The organism is Mangrovibacillus sp. Mu-81, from assembly GCF_036867415.1.
Lineage (GTDB): Bacteria > Bacillota > Bacilli > Bacillales > Bacillaceae_B > Rossellomorea.
In genome coordinates, this window is record NZ_JBAJHU010000008.1 from 142,834 (window position 1) to 156,339 (window position 13,506).

Here is a 13,506-nt window from a genome sequence, read left to right on the forward strand (position 1 = left end):
CTGCTGTTATTAAACAGCAGGCTTTTTATGTATGGTGAAGTTTCCTTCCCCGGACAATATGTTTTCCCTTTTTACTTTCGATAAAGGGTCTTTTTTCTAAAATACGAACATAAATATGGTAGTGATTCGTGGAAAGGACGAGCATTTCATGAACCTTTATCATATTTATAAGAATGAACAAAATACCCTCCTTTATCATAGCGTGATGTACTTCATGATGGGTGTGGGGATGTTATTTGTCGTGAAAACACTCTATTACTTCCCCCTCCTGCTATTCATTCCTGCACTGACCAACCTGTATTTAAGCTATAGTATGAAAAAAGAGATCGAGAAAGCACGGAGATTGTTTTACGAAAATATTCCCGCTTCCAGCCATTCATTGATCGGAATCAATACGAAAGAAGGCTTTTTCTATTTGAAATCGAATGGATGGTCGCAATACTCGCTTCAACGACATTCAATAATTAATAACCCTAAGCATTTTATCTTTCACAGAAAAAACAATAAATCCCTTTCGATCTGTAAATGGAGCAGGCGGATTGCGATAGCCCATGAAGGTGACAGGTTTGATTTCAGGTTGAAATATCACAGCACCACTGCCGTTGAATGGAGAAATGAAAAAAGAAGCGAGACGATCCTCCTTTATAAGGGTAATAAACGATGGATACTGAATTATCAGGGGGTAAACAAACTCTCACTACAAAAAGGCTTTCTCCCCCAAAGCTTTCAAAAGCTGTTCGATAGTCACCACAGCTATATTACTTTTTATGAAGCGTATTCTGAATCAGATGACTGGCTGCTCATTTTTCTCTGGCTGGTGGACCGTGATTATTTTCTTACATCGTAGGTTATCCTTTAAGTTGGATAGGGGACGCTAAAAAGGGTAACGGAGGTGAGGGAAATGAATGCAGCCTATAAGGAAGTTCTCACAGCACTTGAAAGGTGCATGGAAGCTTGCAATATTTGTTATCATGCGAGTTTAAAAGAAGAACTGCCGATAATGCGGTGCATAGAGCTCGACCGCGACTGTGCGGAAATCTGTGGCTACTCAATCAATGCCATCCAACGGAGCAGCAAATTTGTGACTGGGATCTTGCATTTATGTGCTGAGATCTGTGAAGCTTGCGGTTCTGAGTGCAAATCACATGATCACAGGCACTGTCAGGACTGTGCAAAAGCGTGTTTCCATTGTGCGCAAGAGTGCAGAAAGTTAATATAGGAAAGAGTGAATGCTTCCGTTATGGGAGCATTTTTCTTTTGAAAAAGTGATGTTTAACCTGTTTGAATCTTGCCATTCAGGAAAAAATCAAAATAATAAGCATCTTGCGTGATGCACGGGAGAAACTATGATAGAATAATGATAATCGAATAGGTTTCCTTCGGGGCAGGGTGAAATTCCCTACCGGCGGTGATGAGCAGCATGCTCTCAGTCCGTGACCCGGCTGACTGAAGGTCAGACGGTGGATTTGGTGAAACTCCAAAGCCGACAGTGATAGTCTGGATGGGAGAAGGAAAGGCAGTATTTACATGATTAAGTAATAATACGTCATTGACCAATCAAGGATAGATGGAGTTTTTATTATCAGAAATTGATCATTAAATACTTTATTTGTCATGCCGATCTCCCCAAGTTTAATTACTTGGGGTTTTATTTTTATCAGGAAAGGGGGTTAACGAATGAAACACTCAGATTATATGGAACTTGCCATTAATATGGCCAAAGCCACACAGGGACAAACATCACCAAACCCTGCAGTCGGAGCAGTCGTAGTGAAAGATGGAGCGATCGCCGGTATCGGAGCCCATTTGAAAGCCGGGGAAGGACACGCAGAAGTACATGCCATTCAAGCAGCTGGAGAAAAGGCAGCAGGTGCGGACATATATGTGACGCTGGAACCATGCTCCCACTATGGGAAAACACCACCATGTGCACAGCTCATTATCTCGAGCGGTATAAAAAGAGTGTTCGTCGCATCCACAGATCCCAATCCATTGGTTTCAGGCAAAGGCATAGAACAATTAAGAAACGAAGGAATTGAGGTACATGTAGGAACATGCCGCGATGAAGCGTTGGAACTCAACAAGCACTTCTTTCATTTTATGAGGCATCAAACACCTTATGTGACCTTGAAATCCGCCGTTACACTGGACGGCAAGACTGCTGCATCTTCTGGAGACAGTAAATGGATCACTTCCGAAGAATCAAGACTGGACGTCCACTTCGATCGTCACCGGCATGACGCGATATTAGTTGGAGTCAATACCATCATCCGCGATAATCCGCACCTTACCACCCGTTTGCCCCAAGGTGGAAAAAACCCCATTCGAATAATCTTGGATACTCATTTAAGAACACCTTTAGAAACGCATGTTGTAAAGAACAAGGAGAGCAAGACTCTTATCGTTACAAGCACGGCAGTAAAGGATGACAAAAAAATTCCTTTCATAGAAGCAGGATGTGAAGTAATTTCACTTCCTGAAGAGAAGATCAGGCTGCATTCCTTGTTAAGAGAGCTGGGAAGAAGGTCGATTCAATCTTTATATGTGGAAGGCGGTTCCCTGGTCCACGGCTCATTTCTTAAAGAGAGGGCATTTCAGGAACTTATCGTGTATATGGCCCCAAAGCTGGTAGGCGGCACAAAGGCTTTTACAAGCTTCGGAGGAAGCGGCTTTGAAACGATTGCAGAAGGGATGGAAATGAAAATCAATTCTGTCATGTCCATAGGAGAAGATATCAAAATTACAGCTGTTCCAAAAAATCCATAAAGCATGAAAGGAGGAAGAGGGCTTGTTCACCGGAATAATAGAAGAAATAGGAAAACTTGAACAAATAAAGAAATCGGCTGCATCCATGACATTAACAATTGCGGCAGATAAGGTCTTGAAAGATGTGCACATTGGAGACAGTATAAGTGTGAACGGAGTATGCTTGACGGTTACCTCTTTTTCGAAAAGGCTGTTCCAAGTCGACGTCATGCCGGAAACTTTCGCTGGAACGACACTGAGAGACTTGTCTGGTGGCTCCCATGTCAATTTGGAAAGAGCCATGGCTGCGGGAGGACGATTTGGCGGTCACTTTGTTAACGGACATGTAGACGGAATAGGGACGATAAAGAGACTTGCACAAGTGGAGAATGCTGTTTATATCGACATTTCCATCCCTGAAGAACTCTCCCATTTCTTTATCATGAAAGGGTCGGTGGCAATAGACGGTACGTCCTTGACTGTTTTTGGGGTGAACGACGATTCCATCACGGTTTCCCTTATTCCCCAAACCAGGGGAGATACAATTCTAGGTGAAAAGAAGACAGGTGAGACTGTCAACCTGGAATGCGACGTGATGGCAAAGTACTTTCACCGCTTTTATGAAAGGGTTAATGGTTCTAAAAGTACCCCGAGTACTATAAATTATGATTTTTTGAGTCAACACGGTTTTGCTGACTAAAAGAGGAGGAGTTTCATGTGTTTCATTCGATCGAAGAAGCAATAGAAGATCTTAAAAAAGGCAAGATAGTCATCGTAGTGGATGATGAAAATCGTGAGAATGAAGGCGACTTTGTGGCACTTGCCGAAAAAGCCACACCTGAAGTCATCAATTTCATGGCGAAAGAAGGAAGGGGTCTGATTTGTGCGCCAATTACAGAAGAATTATCCAATAAGTTAAAGTTTTCGCCGATGACTGATGAAAATACTGATCCACACGGGACTGCTTTTACGATTAGTATCGACCACCGTTCATCCACGACGGGAATCAGTGCATTTGAACGTTCGGAAACCATCCGGCAGCTGTTGAATCCGTCGTCCCTTCCGGAAGATTTCAAACGTCCCGGACATGTTTTCCCGCTTGTCGCCAAGAAAGGCGGAGTACTGAAACGTGCAGGCCACACGGAAGCTGCGGTTGATCTCGCCTCCCTTGCAGGGGCAGTGCCGGCTGGTGTCATCTGTGAAATCATGAACGAAGACGGCACAATGGCAAGAGTGCCTGAATTAAAAATGGTAGCTGAAAAATGGGATTTGAAGATGATTACGATAGAAGATTTGATTCGCTACCGCCGTAAGAAAGAAGTACTTGTGACACGTGAAGTGGAAATCGAATTACCGACTGAATTTGGTCAGTTCAAGGCTGTTGCATACACAGAAATCCTGACAGGTAAAGAACATATCGCCCTGGTCAAGGGTGAATGGAAAGAAGATGAGGATATATTAGTCCGTGTCCATTCCGAATGCCTGACGGGGGATGTGTTCGGTTCGAACCGGTGTGACTGCGGACCTCAGCTTGCGACTGCACTGACACAAATAGAAGAAGCGGGGAAAGGTGTTCTCCTGTATATGAGACAGGAAGGACGCGGCATTGGTCTAATCAATAAACTGAAAGCCTACAAACTCCAGGAAGAAGGGCTTGATACCGTTGAAGCTAATCATAAGCTCGGGTTCGGGGCAGATTTGAGGGAATACGGTATAGGTGCACAAATACTAAGGGATCTGCATATTCAGCGTATCCGGCTTTTAACCAATAACCCCCGAAAAATTGCAGGCATCAACGGTTACGGACTTGAAATAGTTGACCGGGTGCCGATTCAAATGCCGGCAAAACTGGAAAATGAAAAATACTTAAAGACAAAACATTCGAAGCTTGGGCATTTATTGAAATTTTAGAATATACCGAAAGCTGCCTGTGACGGTAAAATCAATTCAACTGGAGGAATTAGAAAATGAAAACAATTTATGAAGGAAACTTAGTTGGTTCCGGTCTAAAAGTGGCAATTGTCGTTTCACGTTTTAATGAGTTCATTACATCGAAGCTTCTTGGTGGTGCGGAGGATGCCCTGAAAAGACACGGCATCGACGAAAGTGACATCTCTGTCACGTGGGTACCCGGTGCATTCGAGATTCCGATGATTGCAAAAAAGCTGGCTCGTTCAGGAAAATATGATGCAGTCATTACGCTTGGAACGGTTATACGCGGTGCAACTGCCCACTTTGAATATGTAAGCGGAGAAGTCGCCAAGGGAGTTGCGAATCTTGCCCTGCAAGAAGACATACCGGTCATCTTCGGGGTGCTGACGACGGACACGATTGAACAGGCAATCGAACGTGCAGGAACGAAAGCCGGGAACAAAGGCTGGGAAGCAGCAGTCTCAGCCATCGAAATGGCCAATCTTGTACGTGAAATAGATAAATAAACAAATATGAAAGAAGGCCGGTTCCGAAAAGGTGCCGGCCTTCAAGCTAATTTCCTTATTAAAGTTGGTTTATGAGCAAATCTCAATCACTTGGTAACAATTCTTATTGGCAAACCCCTCCTTATTTGCTAGAATAGTATCTTGTGGCTCACCCTTTTGGGGATGAGCGGGTAGGGAGAGGGCAGTTTTATAGGAAGATTATATGAACGAGCGTAAAGGTATTTTTCAATTGAAGGATCATGGTACCACGTTCAAGCAGGAGATAATGGCCGGTGCAATTGGTTATTTTACGATTGTGTACATCATTGCTGTCAATGCACTCATTCTTTCTGAAGCTGGAATTCCATTTGAAGGGGCGGTAATGGCTACGATACTGGCTTCCTTTGTTGGGTGTTTGGTGATGGCTTTCTGGGCGAATGCACCAATACTTCTGGTTCCGGGAATGGGCATTAACGCGATGTTTACTTTCACCCTGGTCAAATCTTCAGGTTTGATGTGGCAGGAAGCTTTAGCAGTTGTCGTAGTTTCAGGGATACTGTTCATGGTCATTGCTTTTACAAAGCTTTCAAAAATATTATCGGACGCCATCCCAAAAACATTAAAAGAGGCGATTACGGTCGGTCTTGGAATGTTTTTGATGTTTATCGGTCTGGAAAAAGGCGGTCTGATCCAAAGAGGGGACTCTGCCCTCATTACCATCGGTGACTTTGGGGAATTAAAAGTGCTGGCGACCGTGCTGACCTTTTTGGTTACGATTTTTCTTTTTATCCGCAATGTAAAAGGACAATTTCTCTGGAGTATCGCTTTCGGAACCCTGCTCGGTTTCTTATTTGGAATTGAACCTTCCATTTCTGGAGGGTCCTTTCATTGGAGTGAATATGGTCAGGTTTTCGGACAGATCTCTTTTGATTCTATTGTGAAGATCCCATTTTGGATTGCAGTATTCTCTGTTACGATGGTCCTTGTATTTGAGAACATCGGCCTGATTCATGGTCATGTCGATATGATCGGACAGCCTCACAAATATCCGAAAGCTTTTCAGGCAAATGCTTTTTCTGCTTTCACATCGGGATTCTTCGGAACAAGCCCGACTGTGGCGACGGTTGAAAGTGCAGCGGCTATGACAGCAGGGGGCAGAACAGGGTTGACTTCTCTGACAACAGGAGTATTATTCCTTGGATCTGTCATGTTCATTCCCTATTTAAAGTGGATTCCGGACCATGCCATCGCTCCGATCCTGATTATCATCGGCGGGTTGATGATACAGAACATCCGCCATATGGATCTCAGAGATCTGACCGAAGCATTTCCGGCGATTTTTATCATTGCGATGATTCCTTTCACTTATAGCATTGCAGACGGTATCGCAATCGGATTCATCATGTATCCGATCTTGAAGATGGCTACAGGTAAAGCAAGGGAAGTATCCATCCCCCTTTACATCATAGCCGGACTATTCCTCATGAACTTCTTTGTTCATTCGATTCATTAATAAAACATAAAGTAAAAGGCTGGGACAAAAGTGTTTTAGCTAAATAAAAATCCGAACTTTAATTCAAATTCTTTAATTAGAATTCGAATTAGTTCGGATTTTTTATAGGTCTTTAAAGATTGTTATTAATATTAACTTGTTTCAGCGGTTGATTGGAGTGCAAGACGCAGATTCCTGCGGGAAAAGCGAGACAGGTGAGACCCCGCAGAAAGCGAAGTCATACACGGAAATCAATAGCGGTATTTAAAAGTTAATAAAAAGTTTAACCAGATATAGTTCATCTATAGAGTATAGTATTTATTTTTTTTTCAGCCTCTTTCTTGTTTTTTACTAAACTAACCTGCTTCTCCTCAGCATCCTTAAATTTACAAATTCCGTAGACTTTCCACATATTCCTTGATATTATTAAGAGAAAATACAAATCTAAATAACTACAAAAAATACATATATTGGTTACTTATGGGGATTTGGCAGGAGTGGGGAGAATGGAAGTATTTGTTGCAAGGCAGCCCATTTTTGATTTGAATGAGGAAAAGGCAGCCTATGAACTTCTATACAGGCATAATCAGCTGAATATGTTTCCTGATATTGATGGCGATCAGGCAACAGCAGATGTCATAATAAATAGCTTTCTGAATATCGGAATCGATTCTTTATCATCCGGAAAGCCATGTTTCATAAATTTTACTGAAAATCTTCTAAGATTAAAGATACCGACTTACTTTAACCCCAGGGAAATCGTGGTCGAAGTACTTGAGTCGGTCGAGCCCAGCCTTGATGTGGTGAAAATCTGTATGGAACTAAAGAAACTTGGTTACAAGATTGCACTTGATGATTTCATCTTCAACGAATCGAACCCTTATTCCAAAGAACTGATGAGGGCGGCTGATTTTGTGAAAGTGGACTTTCAGTCGACAACAAGTGAAATGAGAAGGAGCATCGAAGTATTATCAAGTTTATTGGGATTTAAGCTGATCGCGGAGAAAGTCGAAACAGAAGAACAGTATCAGCTTGCAAGACAACGGGGCTATCATTATTTTCAGGGTTACTTTTTCTGTAAACCGAACATTATCGGGTCTCATGATGTTCCCGCCTATTTTCATTCATACTATTCTATCATTCAAAGTCTCGAAATGTCAGAACCGAGCATTGATGTGATCAGCGGATTGATTGAACAAGATCTATCTTTATCTTACAAACTATTAAAATTGATCAATTCTCCTGCATACCGGCCTAAACATAAAATCCACTCCATCCGTCAAGCAATCGTGTTATTGGGATTAATGGAAATCAAAAGATGGATTTACGTGCTGGCAGTGAGGGAACAGGCTGTTTCCAGGGAAAAAATGGAGAATGAAGTCATCACATTATGTCTTACAAGGGCCAAAATGTGTGAGCTTGCAGCCAAAAAAATGAACGGTCCTGTCAACACATCCAGTTATTTCCTTACCGGTTTGTTCTCTTTGATGGATACCATCCTTGGGGTCCCTATGAAGAGGATCCTTGATGATTTACCGTTAAACGATGAAATTTGTAACGCGTTGATCGGCCGAACAAATGAGCTAAAGGATATGCTGGAATTGGTCATTTCGGTAGAAAAAGCTGAATGGACAGCTCTTGATGAGAGAATGGATATGCTCAACCTGACTGAGCAGGATATTTCGGAAAGTTATCAACAAGCCTGTCTATGGGCGGAAGAGCTCCTCATTCAGGAAATCTCACATTGACCGATTACCAGATTGGTTTATAAGTGCCTGGTTTAAGGAATTTCCTCTGCGGTTTTATATATCTTTTTAACTCCATAAGCAGAAGCCGCTGCACATTCCTGGAACTGATTTGCTGAGCGATATCCGCCGGGAATGGATAGATGCCGATCGAATTATATCGCACCCTGAATAGGCCTTCTTGAAGAAGGTCTTTATTTTGGTTCATTATCTTCGCCAACACAAGAACATCCCTTGAATGATATTCATCCCCGGCTTCGCTGACATCTTTCACTTGAAAACGGAATAATAACTCTTCCATCAATCATCACCTCACTAATCATCCAAATACATTGAATCTATTTAAATTGTACCGGTTTTCACAGGGATTTTCAGTAAAAAGCATGCTGCTGAACACATTGTTTGAATCCATGTAGTAAACTGATAGAGAATCATTACTTCACATTGCCAAATGAAATGGTTTATGGCAAGCTTATGATAAAATCAGACTTTGGCAATTGAGGCAGATCGAAGATAACAGTCTGTCAGATTGAAAGCAACGGAGGGTTCAAAATGAATATAAATCTTATTAAATGTCACGGTTCGGGGAATGACTTCTTACTGATTGATGAAATCTCCAACCCTTATTCGTTTACAGAAGAAGCAAGACAAAATCTTGCACTGTCATTATGCGACAGGCAAAAAGGATTAGGGGCGGATGGGATATTATTTGTCCTGAAAAGCGAACGGTGCCATGCCGCCATGAGGGTATTCAATGCAGATGGTTCCGAAGCATCCATGTGCGGGAATGGTCTCAGATGCGCAGGCCGGTATGTTAGTGAATTAGTGGGCAAAGAAGAAATCATCATCGAAACAATGAAAGCAGATTTGAAAGTGGCATCTGCCCCTGCCATTTATGATGATATCCCCACATTCAATGTGGAAATCTCTCCTGTATTTTTTGAACTTGATAAAGTACCGATGAATATGAATTTTTCAAGATTGGTTGATAAGAAGATCCCTGAGATATCCGAAAATCTTCACTTTACGGTTTTAGCCGTGCCAAACCCGCATCTAATCAGTATGGTAGATGCCGAAACCATCATATCCAACCAGCAGAAGGCGATTTCAGAAACGGTTAACGGGCCGAATAACCTGTTCCCGGATGGAGTGAATGTCAGCTTTGTGCATACAATGGCGAGGGGTACGATTTATGTCCGTACATATGAACGAGGAGTAGGGTTTACCAATGCGTGCGGAACCGCAATGTCAGCTTCCAGTTTGGTCACATGTCTGCTTGGTCAGAATGAACTCGGTGAAGAAATCGATGTGTATAATAATGGTGGAAAGGTAAGGGTAGTGGTCAATCGTAAGGAGGACGGTCAATACTTTATGGAATTGATCGGGAATGCTACTTATTTGTTTGCAGCTGAACTGGAGCTCTCTTTGTCACAGCCTGAATCTTTCGAGTTGATCTCTAAAACAGATTTCAATGAAGAGGATGCTTACGGTCTTCTACAGAAGCACTCCAAATTGGTTGTAGACAGTAAAGTATTCAGTAAAGCATAGGGGAATGAGCCTGGACGATGACCGTCCAGGCTCATTATTTTCCATTCCCTCTCAGAAAGCTGATCACTTCATGAAACGGCTGAGAATCTTTTACCCGGTCATATTGACTGAATGGACAGCCGAAACGGGTAAGACGGCTTAATACTTCTTGCATCGTAAATTGCTCGGGATTTAATCCTTCTTTTACTTCATGCCACCACAGAGGCGCAGCTACCAGAGCTTTATCATTCCCTCTTAATGAATAGGGGGCGATGATGGTCTTCCCTTCTCCATGCTGAATGTAATCTACATAAAGCCTTCCTTTCCTGTTTTTTTTCATCCGCTCAATCGTGAAATCTGCCGGATGATTGGATACAAGGTAATCAGCGATGAACTCAGTGAATAAACCTGTATCTTTCCAGGAGAACCCTGAAGGCAGCGGAATATAAATCTGCAGACCTTTATTGCCCGATGTTTTGACGAAGCTCTGTAACCGCATGCCGTCAAATAACTCCTTCATGATAAGAGCCGCCTTAACCGCTAAAGGAAATTGTTCTCTGCCGGGAGGATCCAGATCAAACACGATTTCATTGACATCTTGTTGACCCGCTTTCTGGAATGGGATATGAAATTCGAGAGCCAATTGATTTCCCAGCCACATCAGGCTATCCAATGCATTGCATTCAATATATTCAATTCCATCCTGTGCTTGTGTTTCAACGAATTCAGGCGCATAATCAGGGACGTTTTTTTGAAAAAAGGATTCTCCAAACATGCCATGAGGATACCTGATACAGGTTAATGCACGATTTCTCAGGAAAGGGAGCAAAACGACTGAAATCCTTCGAAGGTAACGGATATAATCCAATTTCTCCAGAGGTGGTTCTTTCCAAAGCGGTTTTTCCGGATGAGTGATATCCACACTCATGGGTAAACTTGCCTCATCCTGTAGAAATCGTTCCAACGTGCATTCTTCAGGACGGGATGAAAACATAAACTGACGAAAATGCGGCTCTCTTAGCTGCTCCTCATACCAATTTAAGTACACCACCTCTACACAAATAGCCGGGTTGATATAATAATGACTGCCTTCTTTCCGAGATTGATTTCTTTGAATAATTTCCTTCAACGTTCTTTTATTATTCGCGGAAATGCCAAAATGGAATGATCCAATCCCTTTGACTTTATCACCTTCAAAGACTCCGATATGGAAATAATCGTTATTCATATCTACGGAAGTGATAAAACACAGACATTTTTTCCAATTCTTTACTTTAAGCCAGGATGCACTCCTTTTTCCTTCTTCCCACTTGCTGTCTGAGAGCTTTGCGACTACGCCTTCACCCTCTTCATCAGTCACTATATTCCAAATCGAATCCCAGTTAGTCGAGAAAGGAACCATTTGAATGACATCCTGGTTTGAGGGATCAGGTTCAAGGGGTAACTCAAGTGTGGAAAACAGATTCTTCAATTCTTTTTTCCGCTTGCTGTATGGGTGGGTGCACCATGATACGTCCCCGCTTTGAATAAGATCGAAAGCCAGGAACTTAGCAGGTCTTTGAGAGGAGGATTTGCTTATATTCTTTTTGTTTTTCATCCTTCCCCTGATTTGCAGTTCATAAAACTCAGAGCTTGCCGGTGATCGCAAAATGACAATTTCACCGTCGAGTATGAGTGGAAGCCGCAGCGAAGTGTGGTTCATCAGTTCTTTAATATACTCTTCAATTTCTGGGAAATGAGCGAGTAAATCCTTATTGTTCCTGCTTCTCAGGCTAATTTCTTCTGTATCATCAATCCTTAAAATCCCTCTGAATCCATCATACTTCACCTCGTAATTCCATTTCCCCTTTAAAGGAAGATTGTCTGTAAGGGTAGGCAGCATTGGCTTCAATTCGCATCACCTTGAACGTTTTTATCATAGTGTGGCCACGACACGCATTGATTATTTCCAAATGTTTATGGGAATGAAGTGCAATAAGTAACTAAAAGATAAAGTTAATGAGATTCAGTATACAAAAAGGAGGGTATTGTATTGCATACCATTTGGAAAGGTTCAATTAGTTTCGGGTTGGTAAATATTCCAATCAAACTGCATTCTGCCACTGAAGATCGGGATATAAAACTGCGTTCTCTTCATAAAGAATGCCACACTCCGATCAAATATGAGAAAGTATGTCCCGTATGTGATAAAGAAATCGATCATTCAGACATCGTAAAGGGATATGAGGTAACGAAAGGCAAATTTGTGGTGTTGGAGGAAGATGAACTGAATCAAATAAAGGAAGCAAATGCAGAAAAGACAGTAGAAATTCTGGATTTCATCAAAATAGATGAAATCGATCCGATTTTCTATGACCGAAGTTATTTTGTTTCGCCGAATGATGGAGGAAAGAAAGCTTATACACTGTTAAGGAAAGCCTTATTGACGTCCGGGAAAGTTGGGATAGCCAAAATTACAATGAGATCAAAAGAACAACTTTCAGTGGTGAGGGTCTATGAAAATACATTGGTGATGGAAACGATTCATTACCCGGATGAAGTACGGACTTCAAAAGATGTTCCGAATGTGCCTGAGAGCGATGATATCTCGGAAAAAGAATTAGAAACGGCCACCATGCTGATTGAACAATTGACTTCTGAGTTCCAGCCGGAAAATTATCACGATGAATACCGGGAGCGGTTGAGCCAGTTGATCGAATCCAAGCAGACCGGTGAGAAGGTAGTGACTGCTAAAGAAAAGGCTCCAAAAGAAAATGTGACTGATTTGATGGCAGCGCTTCAAGCTTCAATTGATTCCACAAAACCGGAAAAGAAAACTGCCGCTAAAAAGAAACCGGCCAAAAAGAAAACAACGGCTAAGAAGAAAGCACAATAAAAAGTATTAAGTGGGAAGGAGAAACACGTTGGAGGAGAGACAACTTAAGAAAACAGTATTTTTCGTCATATCTATAATCTGTTTAGGTATATTCACTTGGGGATTTGTTTCAATTGTAGAAGAGTGGAAGGAAAATGAGATATCCGGCTTCGACAATGGGGTCTTTGATGTCGTTCATGCTTTTGTTTCACCAAAGCTGACCATCGTGATGACTTCCATCACCTTTTTGGGAGGTGTCAAGTGGCTCAGTATCTGCACGATAGGGGTCGTCATCGTTTTGTTATTTATGAGAAAATATCCACTCGCAATCTTTGTTGCCTTGACTGTAGGCTTGGGGGCTTGTTTCAATTGGGTGTTAAAATGGATTTTCAAGCGGGACAGGCCAGATATCGAAGCCTTGATTGAACAAGGGGGCTACAGCTTTCCGAGCGGACACTCAATGGGATCGTTCATCTTTTACGGTTCAGTAGCGTTTATACTTTTTCGAGCATTCGACAGAAAGATTTATAAATGGATAAGTGTCTGCTGCCTTTCAATGCTTATTTTACTTATAGGTATCAGCAGGGTATATCTTGGTGTTCATTTTCCGAGTGATATTATAGGCGGATTTTCAGCGGGCGGAGGCTGGCTCACTCTTTGTATAGCGCTGTATATATATTTTTATAAACGAAGTGATTGGAAATATGCCAATGAATGAAAAACCTG

General features: G+C 42.0%; 12 protein-coding genes and 1 riboswitch. Of the genes, 10 read left to right on the plus strand and 2 right to left on the minus strand.

What is annotated here, in order from left to right; translation table 11 throughout:
- Window positions 1–148 precede the first annotated feature (148 nt).
- The 7 genes from V6B33_RS16235 to V6B33_RS16265 all read left to right on the plus strand — a co-directional run bounded on the left by V6B33_RS16235 (window position 149) and on the right by V6B33_RS16265 (window position 8,402).
- The gene (locus tag V6B33_RS16235; RefSeq protein ID WP_334218797.1) at window positions 149–847 is read left to right on the plus strand and encodes a hypothetical protein; all 699 of its coding nucleotides are present in this window, start codon (window positions 149–151) and stop codon (window positions 845–847) included.
- Window positions 848–1,371: 524 nt separating this feature from the next.
- A riboswitch (FMN riboswitch) is annotated at window positions 1,372–1,517 on the plus strand.
- Window positions 1,518–1,677: 160 nt separating this feature from the next.
- The gene (gene ribD / locus V6B33_RS16240) at window positions 1,678–2,766 is read left to right on the plus strand and encodes a bifunctional diaminohydroxyphosphoribosylaminopyrimidine deaminase/5-amino-6-(5-phosphoribosylamino)uracil reductase RibD (protein WP_334218798.1); all 1,089 of its coding nucleotides are present in this window, start codon (window positions 1,678–1,680) and stop codon (window positions 2,764–2,766) included.
- Window positions 2,767–2,788: 22 nt separating this feature from the next.
- On the plus strand, window positions 2,789–3,445 hold the full coding sequence (gene ribE / locus V6B33_RS16245; RefSeq protein ID WP_334218799.1) for a riboflavin synthase: 657 nt from the start codon (window positions 2,789–2,791) through the stop codon (window positions 3,443–3,445).
- A 17-nt stretch (window positions 3,446–3,462) separates the two neighbouring features.
- Window positions 3,463–4,656, plus strand: a complete 1,194-nt coding sequence (locus V6B33_RS16250; protein ID WP_334218800.1) for a bifunctional 3,4-dihydroxy-2-butanone-4-phosphate synthase/GTP cyclohydrolase II — start codon at window positions 3,463–3,465, stop codon at window positions 4,654–4,656.
- 56 nt (window positions 4,657–4,712) lie between these two features.
- A complete protein-coding gene (gene ribH, locus V6B33_RS16255; protein WP_334218801.1) occupies window positions 4,713–5,183 on the plus strand; it encodes a 6,7-dimethyl-8-ribityllumazine synthase in 471 nt (156 codons plus the stop codon).
- A gap of 202 nt (window positions 5,184–5,385) precedes the next feature.
- On the plus strand, window positions 5,386–6,675 hold the full coding sequence (locus V6B33_RS16260) for an NCS2 family permease (RefSeq protein WP_334218802.1): 1,290 nt from the start codon (window positions 5,386–5,388) through the stop codon (window positions 6,673–6,675).
- A 485-nt stretch (window positions 6,676–7,160) separates the two neighbouring features.
- On the plus strand, window positions 7,161–8,402 hold the full coding sequence (locus V6B33_RS16265; RefSeq protein ID WP_334218803.1) for an EAL and HDOD domain-containing protein: 1,242 nt from the start codon (window positions 7,161–7,163) through the stop codon (window positions 8,400–8,402).
- 4 nt (window positions 8,403–8,406) lie between these two features.
- On the opposite strand, the gene V6B33_RS16270 is transcribed toward V6B33_RS16265, so the two are convergent.
- On the minus strand, window positions 8,407–8,700 hold the full coding sequence (locus V6B33_RS16270) for a hypothetical protein (RefSeq protein ID WP_334218804.1): 294 nt from the start codon (window positions 8,698–8,700) through the stop codon (window positions 8,407–8,409).
- 251 nt (window positions 8,701–8,951) lie between these two features.
- On the opposite strand from V6B33_RS16270, the gene dapF reads away from it, so the two are divergent.
- Window positions 8,952–9,947: a diaminopimelate epimerase gene (gene dapF, locus V6B33_RS16275; RefSeq protein WP_334218805.1), complete on the plus strand. Its 996-nt coding sequence runs from the start codon at window positions 8,952–8,954 to the stop codon at window positions 9,945–9,947.
- Window positions 9,948–9,981: 34 nt separating this feature from the next.
- Here the strand turns inward: dapF and V6B33_RS16280 are convergent, their stop codons facing one another.
- Window positions 9,982–11,808, minus strand: coding sequence for a DNA ligase D (locus tag V6B33_RS16280; protein WP_334218830.1), 1,827 nt, complete (start codon window positions 11,806–11,808; stop codon window positions 9,982–9,984).
- A 150-nt stretch (window positions 11,809–11,958) separates the two neighbouring features.
- Here V6B33_RS16280 and ku point away from each other — a divergent pair, with 150 nt between their 5' ends.
- Together ku and V6B33_RS16290 are read left to right on the plus strand one after the other, a co-directional pair.
- Window positions 11,959–12,801 carry a non-homologous end joining protein Ku gene (gene ku / locus V6B33_RS16285; RefSeq protein ID WP_334218806.1) on the plus strand — a complete coding sequence of 281 codons (843 nt, stop codon included), beginning with the start codon at window positions 11,959–11,961 and terminating at the stop codon, window positions 12,799–12,801.
- 28 nt (window positions 12,802–12,829) lie between these two features.
- Window positions 12,830–13,498, plus strand: a complete 669-nt coding sequence (locus V6B33_RS16290) for a phosphatase PAP2 family protein (protein ID WP_334218807.1) — start codon at window positions 12,830–12,832, stop codon at window positions 13,496–13,498.
- Window positions 13,499–13,506 lie beyond the last annotated feature (8 nt).